This window comes from Bacillus cereus group sp. MG20 (genome assembly GCF_040459885.1).
Classification (GTDB): Bacteria; Bacillota; Bacilli; order Bacillales; family Bacillaceae_G; genus Bacillus_A; species Bacillus_A cereus.
The window spans coordinates 3,773,760-3,790,012 of record NZ_JARVHF010000001.1; the positions used below are offsets into that span (position 1 = coordinate 3,773,760).

Here is a 16,253-nt window from a genome sequence, read left to right on the forward strand (position 1 = left end):
AACCTCACTTATTTTATTAACCATACACTCATTACCGAATAGAGTTGATGTAGGTTTAATGGTTTACTTATATAATCTGAAGCGCCAGCAGATAAACATTTTTCCTTATCATTTGGCATTGCTTTAGCAGTTAATGCGATAATAGGTATTTCATGTAACCCTAAGTTCATTCGGATATTTTCCATCGTTTCATAACCGTCCATATTAGGCATCATAATATCCATTAAAATAAGGTCAATATTTGTATTGCTTTTTAGTATTTCTAAACACTCTATGCCGTTTTGGGCAGTAATAATGTTGGCGTTTTGTTTTTTTAATGCATTTTGTAACGCAAATATATTTCGATGATCATCATCGACAATTAAAATGGTTTTCTCTTGGAAGACGTTATTTGTTTCGGTAGTAACGATAGTTTCTTCAACAACTTCAGCAGGAATAACATCTTCTATCGTTGCTGCGACTTCTAAATTGGGTAACTGTATATCATGTAATCCATTTGGAAGGTTAGGAATATATACCGTGAAAGTACTACCTTCTCCTACATTACTCTCTAACGTAATCCAACCACCTAACAATCTAGCAAACTCTTTACAAATAGATAAACCTAATCCTGTACCACCATACTTTCGAATCGTTGCTCCATCTGCCTGTTGAAAGGCTTCGAAAATAAGTTGATGCTGTTCTTTAGCGATACCAATACCAGTATCTTTTACTGAAATTGTAATCCAATCTTTACTTATAGACTGCATATCATGACTTAAATTACTTGTTTCTATCGAATCGAAATGTAAAGAAACGGATCCTTTTGCTGTAAATTTAAATGCATTGGATAATAAGTTTTTAATAATTTGCTCAATCCGTTTTGCATCTGTATAAAACAAATCAGGAATCGTATCACTGTCTTCAATAGTAAATTCGACATTTTTTTGTGCAGCTATATGTAAAAAGTTTTGATGCATATTGGCTGCCATGTCACTTATGTTCGTTGCTTCAAAAATGATGTCTAGTTTGCCTGCTTCTACTTTAGATAAATCTAGTATGTCATTAATTAAAGTAAGTAAGTCTTTCCCTGATGAATGAATGACAGTTGCTAGTTCAATTTCATCATCCGATAAATGATTATCATGATTTTCTCTTAACATTTCAGATAATAGTAAAATACTATTTAACGGTGTGCGTAATTCATGTGACATATTTGCTAGGAACTCAGATTTGTATTTTGAGCTGCGTAACAACTCGCTTGCTTTTTCTTCTAATTCTGATTTGGTAATTTGTAAGTCAGCTGTCTTTTGTTCAGCTTCTTCAGTTCTAGACTCTAATTGTTCATTCGTTGTTCGTAATTCTTCCGCTTGCATTTGTAGTTCTTCCGCTTGCGTTTGTAATTCTTCTGATTGAACTTGTAACTCTTCTGTCATTGCTTGTGATTCATGTAAAAGAGTTTGAATTCGCATACGTCCTATAATGCTATGGATTGTTAAACCTAGATTATCAATAGTTTGTTGAATTAAATCTTGATGTAAGTCTGAAATCTCAGTTACACTTACTAACTCCATTACTGCAATCACCTCATCCTCAAATAAGATAGGGATGACTAGTAGATTTTTAGGACGTATTTCTAATACTCCGCTAGTGACATAACGAAACTCTTCGGGTATATCCCTGAGAATAAAACTTTTCTTTTCTAAGGCAGACTGTCCAATGAAACCTTCACCCATTTTAATGGATTGTTTTCCAATATCAGCACCTTGATCGGCGAAAGAAGCTTTTTTCACATAGTAGACAGTTTCTTCATATTCTTCACGTACATAAAATGCACCGCAAGAAGTTTGCGTTTTTTGTATAATTCCACTAAGAATTTTTTTACCTAACATCTCAATAGAAGATACACCTTGATACATTAAAATTAATTCTGCAAGCTCAGTTTGTAACCACTCTCTTTTCGATATTTCGTCTAGTAAGTGGTTCGTTGTATGAGCAAGATCTTTTATTTCATCATGTGTATTTACATGAATTCTTTCCGTAATTTTTTCTTTAGAAGAAATTGATTTAATAGCTTGAATTACATTTTTAATCGTTTTTGTAATGGAATTCGAAATATAGAGTGAAACGATAATGGAAATAAAAGAAAGTAAGAACAATAAACTGTATAACCAAATCTCTAATTTATTATTTTCAATATCTAATTGTGCAGCTCTTTTTTTCGTTAGTTGCTCCTCAGTGCTCCGGAAGTTAGTTAGCTGCGACTGTAATGACTGAATTTGAGTCGTGTCAATTGTTTGTACATTATTACTATTATTATTTGTAATGAGTGGGTGAATCTCTTTATTAATCCAACTAGTAATGTTTTCGTTAATCTGTTTTAATTTTTCTTGCTGAGAGGGGTTATCCTCTAATAAAGAAAAAAGATCTTGATAATGTTTTTCGTAATCCTTTTCCGCAGAGTTAAGGGACTGCACGTAATTAGGGTTATTAGAAATGATAAACCCTTTCGCTTTATTTTCAATTGTTAGTAACTCTTTCTCCACTTGATTCGTTAAATTGAGAACTTTAAAATCATGATCAATAATAAAATTACGAGATTTTTGTAAGTTGGAAATCTCATTGTTTAACATAATGAAAGAAACAAGTAAGAACAAAATGATAACTAAGTAACCAGCCATAATTTTGTAGCGAATACTAAATTTTGCTTTCGAGTTCATTAAAAATTCCTACCTTCAAGGTTATTAAAACTTTTCTATTTTAAAGAATGAAAAACGTAATATATATTATATCAGTTTTCATAAGGCCAAACTAGAAATCCCCCTATTGTATTAGGGGGTTCTTTTTTTATAGAGGAAATCATTTTGAAATATAAAAACATATATGAAAGGTAGTAAACGAGGGAATAGAGGATAACAAACATTCTAAGAAGGGAAGAGTGTTCTTAAAGCTCTTTTTGCATCTATTCCTTCAAAAATAAATAATATAAGATCTTTCTTTTTTACAGTAAGGAAAAAGGATACTAGAGTGCTTAAGTTTTTAATAGAAGTAAGTGCTCCGTGTTTACCTATAAATACATTCGTTTGAAATGTTGTCATTAAAGCATAAAAATGATGAATCTGCGTTATTGTAGGTGTTTCATTATAAGAAATAGTAGTAGAGTGAATGGCGTTCATCGTAATATTCCTTTCCATATAGTAAGCATAACAATATAAACATACCCGTTTTAAAAAATGTTAAACATATAAATAAGAAAAAATATAATTATAGTTTTTTACGTTTAGAAAAGGTTAGGAAGGGTATACATATACTACAAAGAGATTGACTGAAGATGAATTGTAAGATGTCTATGTTTAGTAGATTAGTCTATCAAAATATACTTTTACTTTAAATAAAAAGGAGCCTGGTATACATGAATGAAATGATGATTAATATTACATTTGATTTAATTTACTTGTTAAGTAGTTCACTTGTAGTGCTTTTACTATTCGCTTTTTTCGTAAATGGTTATGTTAATAAGAAGATTAGTGTATACAGAAATGAAGAAAAATAAAGATACATTACATAAAACTTTAGGAGGTTAATAGTTATGAATGTAGATAGAAAAATAGTAGGTGTTTTTAGAACAATTGATGATGCGGCACTCGTTATTAATGAATTAAATGATAAAGGATATTCAGCAGATAACATTTCAGCTATTGCGAAAGATCAAAAGGAAATTGAACATCTAGAAGAAAAATCGGGTGAAAAAGTGAATAGCGAAACTGCACATAAAGCAGATATCTTTTCAGCGACAGGGCTTGTAGCTGGAGGGGTAGCAGGCGGGCTTGGTGGTTTATTAACAGGTCTTGGTGTACTTGCCGTTTCTGGAATGGGTCCAATCGTAGCAGCAGGACCGATCGCAGCAGCTATTGGAGGAGCCGGTATTGGCGGTGGAGCTGGAAGTTTAATAGGGGCATTTATCGGCTTAGGAATCCCTGAAGACCATGCTAAGAAATATGAAGAGTATATTTACGATGGAAATATATTAATTTTAGTAGATGCAAAATTAGATGATAAGTTAGAAATCTATAAAATATTTGATAAGCATAATGCCTATAACTCTGATTTCTTTAAATAAAATATAAACAAAGTGAATATCGTTTTTTGATCTTACAACTTTGGCGCGGCCGAGGAGTCGTATGACTATAAGAGAGGAAGGGCTTATAGTAAAAGATCAAGTTCTATCATGTTATTTAAAAGGGAAGAGGTGCCTTTTCGTGATTGTAAAAATATTAAAGGATAGCAGTAATAGTTTCCTTTGTACAGTTCAAAACAAAAATGGAGACCAGTATGTGAAAAAATGGTTTAGTAAACATGAAAATAACAAAGAATTAGGGCGACCAACTTTTAAAGAAGTAGAAAAGGATTGGAAAGAAAATAGAGAATCGTTTATGTATCCCAATATTAAAGCACTTTATTAAAATTAAACATAATGCGCGCTTTATTATTACAAAACTGTCACATTCCTGTAAGGTAATTCAATGGATTAGATACTTTTTCCATGTCATAATAAAGACATAAGAAAGCTTATCAAAACTACAACTTATTAGGAGAGTGTCAGTCATGATTGTAACAACAACGTCTGGAATTCAAGGTAAAGAAATTATTGAGTATATCGATATTGTAAATGGTGAAGCTATTATGGGTGCAAATATTGTCCGCGATTTATTCGCTTCAGTTCGTGATGTTGTCGGTGGTCGTGCTGGTTCTTATGAAAGTAAGCTAAAAGAAGCTCGTGATATCGCAATGGACGAAATGAAAGAACTTGCAAAACAAAAAGGTGCGAACGCTATCGTTGGTGTTGACGTAGATTACGAAGTTGTTCGTGATGGAATGTTAATGGTTGCTGTAAGTGGTACAGCTGTACGTATATAAGTAAATAAAAAACAGGCTCACCCCTTGAAGTTTATGCTTTGAGGGGGTTTTTTGTTTTTAAGTTGTAGAAGTAAACTCCAGTTGCAAGGGTAAAATGAAAAAGAGACAGTGATGCTACATATATGTAGTGTGAGTGCAAACTTTATAATAAATAATAAAGTTGTTATTTGAGATGATGGAAGAATTAGTGGTATAAATAACTTTATAGATAATAATCAAAATAGAGAAGACAGAATGTTCATGGATGGAATGGTTAAGGGAATTTTCCAATCTGTAATAAAAAACGGAGGTACTGAGAACGTTTTACAGATGTCTACTACATAAAATTTATAATGGATTGGGGGCAATTTTTATGTTTTGGTTAGGATGTTTTTTAGGATACATTGTAGGTTCTATTATTACATGTGCGCTACTTTACTTTGGATATAGATCCAATGAAAATAAAAAAGCGGATATGCAAAAGGTGGAGGAGAGGAAAATCAATAAAAAAGGTGTATAGTAGGCGAAAGGTAAGGTGATAGTGTTGATACAAAAATAAAGGACAGTACATATTGTATATGACTACTATGTACTGTTCCGCTTATTCTTTTTGGATTATGAGAGGTTGTTTCCTGTCTTGCTATAAAATTTATAGGCAAAAAAACCAAATAAATAGCCTATTCCGGATCCTAAACTAATTGAAAGTAGTGAGAAATCTGGGGAAAACATGCCGAAAATCAAACCAATTATACAGCCGACAAGCATTCCTATAGGTATGAAACTGTCTAATAACAGTTGAGTCTCTTTTGATTTTTTCTTACCCAATTTGCCGTGCTTATATTTATGTTCCAATCTTTTTATTACAAATACTACAATTCCCCCGACTAGTATAATAGGCCAAATTGCCGAAATGAACCACATGTTAGAAGCTCCTTTTACCTTTCAATATAATTGTACCAAAAAATTACAATTATAGACTGCTAAACGTACTATCTAGTCTATTTAAAAGGTAAATGCAAAAGACTTCTTCTTTTGCATTTAATAACTCGTCAAAAACACTTTCCGATACGATAAACTTAACTAAATCTATACAATTCAATCAAATTTACACAAGTTAGTGCTTCAAAGTGTTCTCGCAGCCCCAAAGGGACGAGGGGTATAACACTCCACACGAGGCAGTATCGTTACCTCCTATTATCAAGCATTTATTTTACCCATCTTGATAAATTTATCGCAGCATTTACATCCCTATCGTGATGGCTATTACATGAAGCACAACGCCACTCACGAATCTTTAAACTCCACTGTCCTTCTGGTTGAACTGAATGGTCGTATTTAACTCCGCAACATGAACAAATCTTGCTTGAAGCGAACCATTTATCAGCTTTTACATACGCAATGCCGTACTTCTCACACTTGTATGATAAACATTGAAAGAAGAAGTTTAATTTTTGAAATGAAAATGCTTTCGATAGTTTTTTGTTTTTTAACAGGTTTGAGATAGGTAAGTCTTCCACAACAATCCTCATTGGTTTGGTTTTCACCAATTTAGCTGTTGCTTGATGGATATGGTTATTTCGGATATTCGTAATTTTCCTAGATAATCGCAGGTGCTGAGCTTTCGCTTTTTCATATCCGGTAGATTGAATTTTTACACCTTTTTTAAATCTCCTAGACATATCTCTTTGTGCTGACTTTTTCCTTTTCAAAAGTTTTTTAACCTTGGCATCTTTGTTTATATTTCGTTCTTTCATACCATTAGAAGCTACAAAAAGCTCTTTTAAACCAACATCCACACCAATCGACTCATCGGTTAGTTCTTGTGATTCAAAGTCTTCTTGGAACCCTACACTCATCCACCAGTGACGACCGTCAAAGGTAACTCTTGGGTTGGATGGTTTTTTATTTCTTGGTAGTTGTTGGCTTGTTTTCACTTCTCCAATAGACTGAATATGAACTACTTTCTTTCCTATAACCAGTCTTTCATAATTGGCATAAAATCCTTGAATTAAATCTTTTTTGGATTTATAAGAAGTGTGAGAACCATTTTTGTACTTTTTGAACGAATGTTTTCTCGCCGTATCAAAATCTTTTGAAGCCTGTTTGGGAACTTGTGCATTAATGTCTTTTAACCACTCATATCTCTTTCGCTTCTTAATCTTTGTAAATCGTTTCTGTAAAGCTAACTGTGAAACAGATTTTCCAAATAGCTTATAGTATCTATCACTCATTCTTTTACAATAGTTATAAGCGAATCTTGCAGCACCGGCATGTTTTTTTAGCACTTGTTCTTGTTCAGGCGTTGGAATTAGTCTGACTTTCTTCGCCAATATCATCAGAATGTAACTCCTTTAATAAAGATTTGTTCTTCTGAATCGTAGCGTGTTCCACCAGCATTCTCCTGAGACCACTCGGATGCAAACCTGTTAATTCCGATACTTGACTAACTCGTGAAAATTTCATTATTATTCTCACCTCATCGAACCAAACATAGCACGTACGTTCGATAAAATCAATAAAGTTTGATAGATTCAATAAAATTTATCTTGTTCAACTAAGGGCGCAATTCCTTAGCCAGTTCTCTTATGAACTTCTCATGTTTTCACATGAGCGCAGACTATATGTTTATCTACTTAGAGATAGAGGATTTTTCCACCACCATAGGCTTGTGATGTACTCTCGTCAGTTATACGAGATAGTCGTTGAACGTTCATCTTATCACTTTTGACTTAGATGATTCGAGGCGGAAGACCCATTGTTCTAGTGTTTAGGATTTAACCTTGCACAATCTGATTGATTTTTTCTGCTTTCGCGACATTCACGCTCACTATTTCTAGCCACGTTGTAGTTCAATCAGCTTTAGGGATTGCCCGCAGTTAACCCTCACTACTAGCCAATCACTTGACTAGCAGGGCTTACTGATATATTTAATTAACTTTCGTTATAATTGGTTAAATAAATCGTAACAGTTAGTTACCCTTTCGTTTTCTCAGCGGACTGTACAACATCAACTGCCGCTTTCACATCCGCTAATCCATACGTAGAATGTACTTTCATAAAACGTAATTGCTTATTTTCTACTAAGTGAATTAAATGACGAAACGTCTCTTGCCATTTATATGGTGACACTTCTTTATTCCAATGTCGTAAATGAAATATGTTCGCGTGCACTTTTGCTTTCGTGACAATCTCTGCCCAGTTTACTTGTACGCCCGATAGAAGACCTATCGTTAAAAAGTGTCCGTTTGGCCTTAAGGAAAAAGCTAATTCATTTCCATCCGGTCCCCCGATAGAATCAATTGCAGCATCCGCACCGATCCCGTTTGTTAACTCCATAACTGTTTCATAAAGCGGGGCAGTGGAAGTATCTATTACATGATGAGCGCCAAGCTGAAGTAATTTCTCTGTATGTTTATTATTTCTTGTCACCGCAATGAATCGGAAGTTTAAAATTTGAGATAACTGTGCAAATAGATGGCCAATAGCGGATCCGCAAGCATTTACTAATAAAACGTCATTCCGTTTTAAGTTTAGCGTTTCCGTACATGTAACCCACGCAGTAAGTGGATTAATATACATTTGTGCCGCTGTAAAATCATCAATGGAATCAGGAATAGGGACTACAAAATCAGCTAATGTCTTCACATATTCTTGCCAAGTACCTTCCCCGCGTAAAGGTAACACACGTTTACCGATAAGCTCTCTAGAAACAAAAGCACCTACATCTTCTACAATACCAACACCTTCATAACCAGGTATGTTAGGCAAAGGGATTCTATGTGCGTATGCTCCAGTGATGGGAATTAAGTCAGATGGATTAATCGGTCTAACTAGCATACGAACGAAAACTTCATTATCTTTCAGTGGTTCTATATTTTTATATTCAACTTGTAATACGTCTTTTGGATTGCCAAACTTATGAAATTGAATGCATGTTCCAAGCAAAGTAATTTGCCCCCCTTAGTTTCATTGGGTTTATTATAGCATTTTGGGTTAGGGTGGTTATTTTGTTAGTGATAAATAGGGTTTTTAATTTACGTATTTATCAGAATTTTATAAAATGTGTATATAACTATAAAATGGGGGGATTTCTTCATGTGTACTAGTTTGACGTTACAAACTAAAAATTTCCAACATCTTTTTGCGAGAACAATGGATTTCACATTAGATATGAATCAAGAAGTAATAATCATTCCTCGGCGTTATCAGTGGAACAATATAACTGGTGAAACGATCCGAGCGAAAAAGGCTGTTGTCGGAATGGGAATTAATTTTGGAGGAAGGGTCATGATGGCGGACGGAGTAAATGAAACTGGTATGACATGTGCAACTCTCTATTTCCCAGGATTTGCTACTTATAGTAATCATATAGATAGCAATAAAACGAATGTAGCGCCATTTGATTTTGTGACTTGGAGCCTCACGCAGTTCAATTCTGTTGAAGAATTAAGAAAATATATTGATAACATTGCCTTTATAGATGTGCCATTACCAGTTTTAGGAATTACGCCACCGCTACATTGGATTTTAGCAGATAAATCGGGAGCGTGTATTGTACTTGAGCCGACAGTTGATGGAATAAAAGTGTATGACAATCCAATAGGAGTAATGACTAATAGTCCGGAGTTTAATTGGCATTTACAAAATTTAAGACAATATATTGGACTTAAATCGCAGCCATTTGCGCCAACTGAGTGGGGAGATGTACCATTAAGTGCTTTTGGCCAAGGTTCAGGAACGATGGGACTTCCTGGAGATTTCACCCCGCCATCAAGATTTGTACGGGCAGCATATGGCAAACAAAACATTCAAAGTATAGAGAACGAAGAAGAGGGGATATCGGCTATTTTTCATATCTTATCAAATTGTGAGGTTCCTAAGGGGGCAGTAATAACAGAAGACGGTATATTAGATAATACGATCTATACAAGTGCAATGTGTATGGAGTCTGGAACATATTATTACCATACTTACGATTGTAGACAAATTATAGCCATTCATTTATTCAATGAAGATTTAGATACAGCTGAGATTAAAACGTATCCGTTCCAGCGGAAGCAAAAAATCTTTTATGAAAACTGATAAAAACACCTCCATTGAATTTGCATACTTAGTATGCGAATTCGGGAGGTGTTTTTCTATTAAGCCGAAGCCTTCTTCATCCTCTCAAGTAAACTAGATAACACATGCGTACGATAAGATTCTAGTTTTTTACCTTCATAAGTACGGATACCTAATTTTTTAAGTTCTTTTACATACCAACCTTTGCTTCCGAAATACATGTGATCGCTCCCCTTCAACTTTGTTTTTATTTGTCCTGATTATACTTGGAGGTACAGGAATTATAATGAAGGAAATGAATTTCGCGCGAAAATGGTTAACTTTGTTGCAAAAGACATATATACTAAAGGTAGTATACAACGAGGTGGGCAAGACGTGATTATAGAGAAGCACGAAATTCAAATTGACCAAATTACTAGCGGTAAAGTGAATATCTTTACTTTCTATAGAAATAGAAAGCAAATTGATGATCATTTTTTACGATTGCAAGAACCATCGCTTACAGCAAACTACTTCTTCCATTTTCATTTTGATGCAGAGAGCTTGCATCTACTGCAGAAAGAGTTTCCGAGCGTATATCCGTACGACGGTAGTGAAACGATTCACGACTGGACGGAAAAGATGAAAGCTGAATTGCAACATCAGATCCAAACAGGTAAATGGAATAAACGCGTACGTATTGGTAATCGCATTCTAGATGTGGTGTTTACGTGGTGTGACGAAGATATAGTAGAGTGAAAAAGAAGCGGATGACGCTTCTTTTTTTTAGCGCTGGAATAAAACGAGCTTACCTGCAGTAGATGTACAGCGATGTGTTTTTTCATACAATCCTTTTTCTTGTAAAATAGATTCACCTTTTGCTTTCGCTTCTTTTTCAGTTGCCGCCTCGAATGATTCGTCTAATGCTTTTGAACCATCTTTTTCAAAGACTGTTAGAACGTATACTCCCATGAAAATTCCCTCCAATAATTAAAATCAGAATCTTATAATTATTTTGACATAAAACGCTACAATATGCAAAGAAATATATGACATTGCGTGGTAAAATAGAATGAAACTTTAATCATCGAGAATATTTTCATTGTCGATGATTATTAGTTTTCAGCGATGTTAATTTTAATAAAATGAAACTTTTGAAAGATAGAAAGGATCGTTATTTGTGAAACAAGTAAAGTTTATACATGCGGCTGATTTGCATTTGGATAGTCCGTTTAAAGGAATGGAGATGAATGTTGCGCAGTCTGTTTGGGAGAGAATGAAGCAAAGTACGTTTGAATCATTTGAGCGTATTGTTGATAAAGCGATTCAAGAGCGCGTTGATTTCGTATTACTAGCTGGGGATTTGTATGATGCGGAGACGAGAAGTTTGAGGGCGCAAGTGTTTGTGCGTGAGCAAATGAAGAGACTTTCGCAGTACGATATCCCTGTTTTTATTATTCACGGTAACCATGATCATTTAGGGGGAAGCTGGGCAGCAATTGAGTTTCCGGAAAATGTTCATGTGTTTACCGATCCTTATGTAGAAGAGAAATCATTTTATAAAAATGGTGAGCTATTAGCTTCTATTTATGGGTTTAGTTATTTGCAGCAAGCGGTAACGGATAATATGACAGCGCAGTATACGAAAATGAGTGATGCGCCTTTTCATATTGGCATGCTTCACGGAAGTGTGGAAGGAGATGCAGAGCATAATCGCTATGCACCGTTTCAAATTCGTGAATTGAAAGAAAAACAGTTTGATTATTGGGCTCTTGGCCATATACATAAACGTGAAATTTTATCAGAAGAGCCATACATTATTTATCCAGGAAACATACAAGGTCGTCATCGTAAGGAAACAGGCGAGAAGGGTGCGTACCTTATTGAACTTACGAAACAAGGAACGCAGTGTTCATTTTTCCATACGGCAGATGTTGTATGGGATGAGATCGAAGTTTGTATTGATGGACTTGAAAATGTTGATGAACTTATGACGAGCATGTCAACTGCGATGAATGATTGCCGAAGAGAAGAGGAAGGGACGCTTTTAACTGTCGTATTCACAGGGCAGGGCCCACTTTCTCCTTATTTGCGTGACGAAAAGCGTGTGGAAGAGATTTTTCACATTTTAGCATCTGGCGAAGAGAGAAAAGATTTCGTATATGCAATGAAGTGGAAAAATGAGACGGTTTCTTTTGCAGAAATCGAACGTTTGAAAGCAGAAAATCATTTCGTCGGTAGTGTGCTAAAAGAGTTAGAAGCTTTCACAAATATGGACGGCGTATTGCGCACGATTTGGACATCTCCTGTAGCACGTAATAGTATTGAATCTTTTACAGAAGACGAGAAGAAAGAGATTCAAAAGGAAGCAGAAAATATTATTTTAGAACAATTATTCCAGCAAGAGAGGGATAAAAAATGAAAATTGAAAAACTCCATATTTATGGGTATGGAAAATTAGAAAATGTGGAAATGGATCTTTCCTTGCTGACGGTGCTATACGGTGAAAATGAAGCGGGGAAATCGACAATTCGCTCGTTTATGAAAAGTATTCTGTTCGGTTTTCCGACGAGAGGACAGCGCCGTTATGAGCCGAAAGAAGGCGGGAAGTATGGCGGTGCGCTGACTGTGCAAACAGAGCAATACGGTCGTTTGAAAATTGAACGATTGCCAAAGACGGCAGCTGGCGAGGTGACCGTTTATTTTGAAGACGGGAAAACGGGCGGCGAGGAGATTTTAAACGACATATTAAGCGGGATGAATGAAAGTTTATTTGAATCGGTCTTTTTATTTGATATGCATGGTCTTCAAAATATTCATCAGCTCGGCGAAGCGGATATTGGCAATTATTTATTTTCGGCAAGTGCAGTCGGAAGCGATGCGCTATTACAGTTAGATAAAAAGCTAGAAAAAGAAATGGATCAACGCTTTAAACCGAGTGGGCGTAAACCGGAAATTAACGTGTCACTGCAAGAAATGAAGAAACTTGAAGAGAAGATGAAAGAGTGGCAAGGGAAAATTGGCACGTATGAAAAACAAGTCGAGCAATTAAAAGAAAGTGAAGAGAAACTTGCTTCTGTTCGCGGAGAGAAAGAGAGTGCAGAAAGGCGAAAGCAAGATTATGAAATATTAGCAGCGCTAGAGCCACTCGTTATTGAAAAGCGTGCGCATGAGAAAGTGTTAGAAAATGAGAGCAGACAGTTTCCTGTAAACGGAATGGCGCGCTATGAAGCGATTAAGGCGAAGATGGAGCCGCTTCAGTTACAAGTTGATTCGCTCCATAAGAAAATCGAGACAGTGCAATCGGAAATTGCCTCGATTCAAATAAATGAAGAGTTTTTACAAAAAGAAAGTTATGTAGAAGAACTTCGTATGCAGCATTTGTCTTATGAAAATGCGTGCCAAGAAATGCGTGATATGACAGGAAGTATTACGAATATAAAAGAAGAAATTGCAGAACTAGAACAACAAATTGGTGCTACTTTTGAAAAGGAAGCGGTTCTTGCGTTTGACATGAGTTTGGCAACGAAAGAATTAATTACGCAAACCGTGCAAAAGGCACGTGAATTAGAAACGCAAAAAGCACAGCTTGATGATCGTTTTAAAGTAGCGCAAGAGCAATTAGAAGAACAAGAAGAAAATATAAGACAGATTCAGAAACAAATGTTAGTTGATGAAGAGCGAAATACGTTAGTTGAGAAAGAGAAATCGTTCCAAGACGCGGCGTTTATCGGTATGGGTGCAGAGAGAATGAAACGTAAGTATGAAGAAAAAGCAGGAGCGGCTATGCAAAAGAAAAAGCAGTGGCAAAGAATTTGTCTTCTGTTACTTCTTATTAACACGCTTGTTTTATTCACGAGTTTATTTATTGATAACCGCCCGCTCTTATTTATTAGTGTTATTGTTTTTGTAGGGATTGTCCTTGCTCTTGTTTTATATAAAGATCCATCAAGCGGATTACAAGAAGAGCTTCTTACTCTTCGGCAAAGTGCTGGCGGGAGACAAAGTGAAGAAGCGATGTCTGTTCGCTATCAGTTAGAAAAAGATGAAGAAATTCGTAAGCTATTTGAGCGTGAGTCTTATAAATTGCAGCAAATGGAGCGAGCTTATGATAAAGTCGTTTCATCGTATGAGGAATGGGAGAGAGAAACGTTCCAGGCAGGAGAACAAGTAGATGCATATAAAACGCGCTATATGTTCCCAGAATTTTATACGTATGCACACATATTGCCAGCGTTTGAGCGTATTGAAAAAATGCAGCAATTATATCGGGAGTTAGAAAAACAAGGCACGCGAAAATCTTCATTATATGAAATGATTTCGCATTTTGAACAGAAACTAGAAGCTGTTATCGGTAGTGCGGAGTATAGTAAGCTACACGGGGCACAAAGTCGTATGCAAAATGAGAAAGAGAAGCGCCAAACTTGTAAGCAGTTAAAAGAAAAACTGGCGGAATGGCAAGAAGAATATGAGTTTATGCAAGAACAATTAAAGCAATTGCTAGTAGAACGAGACAGTTTATGGCATATTGCAGAGGCTACAGATGAAGAGATGTTTTTAGAAGCAGGTAAACTAGCGGAAAAACGTGAAGATGCTGAGAAACAAGTAGTGCGTTTATTACCGCAAATTGATCTGTTAGAACAGCGTTTAAAGAGTTTATCATTAGCTGAACATTACGAAGCTGACGGTTATGAAGAGAAATTAAAGAGAGAAATTACAGTCGTGCAAAACTGTCTGGCGCAAGAGAAAGAACTGACAGAGCGCATTGCGAAACATCGTATGGAAATTGTGAATTTAGAAGAAGGTAGTACGTACGGCGATTTAATGCATGAATGTGAAATGAAAAAAGCGCAATTGCGTGAACAAGTAAAGAAGTGGGCTGCTTATGCGGCCGCAAAAACGGTGTTAACGAAAACGAAGCAATATTATCATGAAGTGCATCTGCCTCGTATTTTACAAAAATCAGAAGAGTATTTCGTCTATTTAACGGGCGGACGCTATAGTAAAATCTTTTCACCGTCAGAGGCGGAGCCGTTCGTTGTTGAACGTAACGACGGTATACGTTTTTACAGTCATGAACTAAGCCAAGCGACAGCGGAGCAGTTATATTTATCGCTGAGATTTGCACTTGCGAAAACATTTGAACATGATCACCCATTTATTATTGATGATAGTTTCGTGCACTTTGATGCGGTAAGGACGGATCGAACGATGGAACTAATAAAGGAAATCGCAAAAGATAGACAAGTCATCTTCTTTACATGTCATGCGCATTTACTCGCGTATTTTACAGAAAAACAGATTGTAAAATTAACACATAAGCGTAAAGAAAATGAGTTGTGATATGCTATACTAAAAGTAACTGATTTGGTGGAGGAATTCGAATGAAAAAGAAAATTGCAGAATATGAAGTTGGTGAACAAGTCGATGTTTTCTTGTTAATTAAAACAGCGACAAAAGGTCTTGCAAGTAATGGAAAGCCATTTTTAACAGTAATCTTACAAGATCCAAGTGGAGATATTGAAGCGAAGCTATGGGACGTATCACCAGAAGTTGAGAAACAATATGTAGCAGAAACAATCGTTAAAGTAGCTGGTGATATTTTAAACTACAAAGGACGTATTCAATTACGTGTGAAACAAATCCGTGTTGCGAATGAAAATGAAGTAACAGACATCTCGGATTTCGTAGAAAAAGCACCAGTGAAAAAAGAAGATATGGTTGAGAAAATTACACAATACATATTTGAAATGAGAAACCCGAACATTCAACGTCTAACAAGACATTTGTTAAATAAGCATCAAAACGAATTTTTAGAATATCCAGCAGCGACAAAGAACCATCACGAGTTCGTATCTGGACTAGCTTATCACGTCGTATCGATGCTAGATTTAGCGAAAGCTATTTCAAATCTATACCCATCATTAGATAAAGACTTACTATATGCAGGCGTTATTTTACATGACCTTGGTAAAGTAATTGAACTATCTGGCCCAATTTCTACAACGTATACGTTAGAAGGAAACTTACTAGGCCACATTTCTATCATGGTGAACGAAATTGGTAAAGCAGCAGACGAATTGCAAATCGATGCAGAAGAAGTATTAATTCTTCAACACATCGTCCTTTCGCACCACGGAAAAGCAGAATGGGGTAGCCCAAAACCACCATTAGTAAAAGAAGCAGAAATTCTGCACTACATCGATAACTTAGATGCAAAAATGAACATGATGGACCGCGCATTAGGACGCACAAAACCAGGTGAATACACAGAGCGTGTCTTTGCACTTGATAATCGTTCGTTCTATAAACCGACGTTCCATAATTAAAAGTGTGAA

At 35.7% G+C, this 16,253-nt stretch carries 17 protein-coding genes; 10 read left to right on the top strand and 7 right to left on the bottom strand.

Annotation, left to right across the window (positions count from 1 at the left end; genetic code table 11):
• Positions 1-8: 8 nt before the first annotated feature.
• Positions 9-2,699: an ATP-binding protein gene (locus QCI81_RS19360; RefSeq protein WP_071731867.1), complete on the bottom strand. Its 2,691-nt coding sequence runs from the start codon at positions 2,697-2,699 to the stop codon at positions 9-11.
• 204 nt (positions 2,700-2,903) lie between these two features.
• Entirely contained in the window at positions 2,904-3,155 is a 252-nt protein-coding gene (locus QCI81_RS19365) for a hypothetical protein (protein WP_053565099.1), read from the bottom strand.
• 236 nt (positions 3,156-3,391) lie between these two features.
• Between QCI81_RS19365 and QCI81_RS19370 the strand changes: the two genes are divergently transcribed.
• The 5 genes from QCI81_RS19370 to QCI81_RS19390 all read left to right on the top strand — a co-directional run bounded on the left by QCI81_RS19370 (position 3,392) and on the right by QCI81_RS19390 (position 5,395).
• The gene (locus QCI81_RS19370) at positions 3,392-3,532 is read left to right on the top strand and encodes a hypothetical protein (RefSeq protein ID WP_001004571.1); all 141 of its coding nucleotides are present in this window, start codon (positions 3,392-3,394) and stop codon (positions 3,530-3,532) included.
• A gap of 36 nt (positions 3,533-3,568) precedes the next feature.
• Entirely contained in the window at positions 3,569-4,099 is a 531-nt protein-coding gene (locus QCI81_RS19375) for a general stress protein (protein ID WP_065228404.1), read from the top strand.
• 139 nt (positions 4,100-4,238) lie between these two features.
• A complete protein-coding gene (locus QCI81_RS19380) occupies positions 4,239-4,442 on the top strand; it encodes a DUF4028 family protein (RefSeq protein ID WP_000635853.1) in 204 nt (67 codons plus the stop codon).
• Between the two features lie 142 nt (positions 4,443-4,584).
• Positions 4,585-4,896, top strand: a complete 312-nt coding sequence (locus QCI81_RS19385; RefSeq protein WP_000637511.1) for a YbjQ family protein — start codon at positions 4,585-4,587, stop codon at positions 4,894-4,896.
• Between the two features lie 352 nt (positions 4,897-5,248).
• Entirely contained in the window at positions 5,249-5,395 is a 147-nt protein-coding gene (locus QCI81_RS19390) for a hypothetical protein (RefSeq protein ID WP_166504393.1), read from the top strand.
• A gap of 95 nt (positions 5,396-5,490) precedes the next feature.
• Here the strand turns inward: QCI81_RS19390 and QCI81_RS19395 are convergent, their stop codons facing one another.
• The 3 genes from QCI81_RS19395 to QCI81_RS19405 all read right to left on the bottom strand — a co-directional run bounded on the left by QCI81_RS19395 (position 5,491) and on the right by QCI81_RS19405 (position 8,820).
• Entirely contained in the window at positions 5,491-5,796 is a 306-nt protein-coding gene (locus QCI81_RS19395) for a hypothetical protein (RefSeq protein ID WP_071731868.1), read from the bottom strand.
• 284 nt (positions 5,797-6,080) lie between these two features.
• Positions 6,081-7,211 carry an RNA-guided endonuclease InsQ/TnpB family protein gene (locus QCI81_RS19400; protein WP_071731869.1) on the bottom strand — a complete coding sequence of 377 codons (1,131 nt, stop codon included), beginning with the start codon at positions 7,209-7,211 and terminating at the stop codon, positions 6,081-6,083.
• Between the two features lie 637 nt (positions 7,212-7,848).
• The gene (locus QCI81_RS19405; RefSeq protein WP_071731870.1) at positions 7,849-8,820 is read right to left on the bottom strand and encodes a zinc-dependent alcohol dehydrogenase family protein; all 972 of its coding nucleotides are present in this window, start codon (positions 8,818-8,820) and stop codon (positions 7,849-7,851) included.
• 150 nt (positions 8,821-8,970) lie between these two features.
• Here QCI81_RS19405 and bsh point away from each other — a divergent pair, with 150 nt between their 5' ends.
• Positions 8,971-9,957 (top strand): choloylglycine hydrolase, encoded by a 987-nt coding sequence (gene bsh / locus QCI81_RS19410; RefSeq protein ID WP_071731871.1) that lies wholly within the window; start codon positions 8,971-8,973, stop codon positions 9,955-9,957.
• Between the two features lie 59 nt (positions 9,958-10,016).
• Here bsh and QCI81_RS19415 read toward each other — a convergent pair whose 3' ends face one another.
• Positions 10,017-10,157, bottom strand: a complete 141-nt coding sequence (locus QCI81_RS19415; RefSeq protein WP_000273536.1) for a YflJ family protein — start codon at positions 10,155-10,157, stop codon at positions 10,017-10,019.
• Between the two features lie 154 nt (positions 10,158-10,311).
• On the opposite strand from QCI81_RS19415, the gene QCI81_RS19420 reads away from it, so the two are divergent.
• Positions 10,312-10,674, top strand: coding sequence for a hypothetical protein (locus QCI81_RS19420; protein ID WP_000582785.1), 363 nt, complete (start codon positions 10,312-10,314; stop codon positions 10,672-10,674).
• Between the two features lie 27 nt (positions 10,675-10,701).
• On the opposite strand, the gene QCI81_RS19425 is transcribed toward QCI81_RS19420, so the two are convergent.
• Positions 10,702-10,887, bottom strand: coding sequence for a YhzD family protein (locus tag QCI81_RS19425; protein WP_000539552.1), 186 nt, complete (start codon positions 10,885-10,887; stop codon positions 10,702-10,704).
• A 208-nt stretch (positions 10,888-11,095) separates the two neighbouring features.
• Here QCI81_RS19425 and QCI81_RS19430 point away from each other — a divergent pair, with 208 nt between their 5' ends.
• The 3 genes from QCI81_RS19430 to yhaM are packed head-to-tail and all read left to right on the top strand — an operon-like array spanning position 11,096 to position 16,244.
• Positions 11,096-12,337 carry a metallophosphoesterase family protein gene (locus QCI81_RS19430; protein WP_023521342.1) on the top strand — a complete coding sequence of 414 codons (1,242 nt, stop codon included), beginning with the start codon at positions 11,096-11,098 and terminating at the stop codon, positions 12,335-12,337.
• Positions 12,334-15,258, top strand: a complete 2,925-nt coding sequence (locus QCI81_RS19435; RefSeq protein ID WP_071731872.1) for an ATP-binding protein — start codon at positions 12,334-12,336, stop codon at positions 15,256-15,258. Before QCI81_RS19430 ends, QCI81_RS19435 begins: the two co-directional genes overlap by 4 nt.
• 41 nt (positions 15,259-15,299) lie before the next feature.
• Positions 15,300-16,244, top strand: a complete 945-nt coding sequence (yhaM, locus tag QCI81_RS19440; RefSeq protein WP_000726652.1) for a 3'-5' exoribonuclease YhaM — start codon at positions 15,300-15,302, stop codon at positions 16,242-16,244.
• Positions 16,245-16,253: the final 9 nt, after the last annotated feature.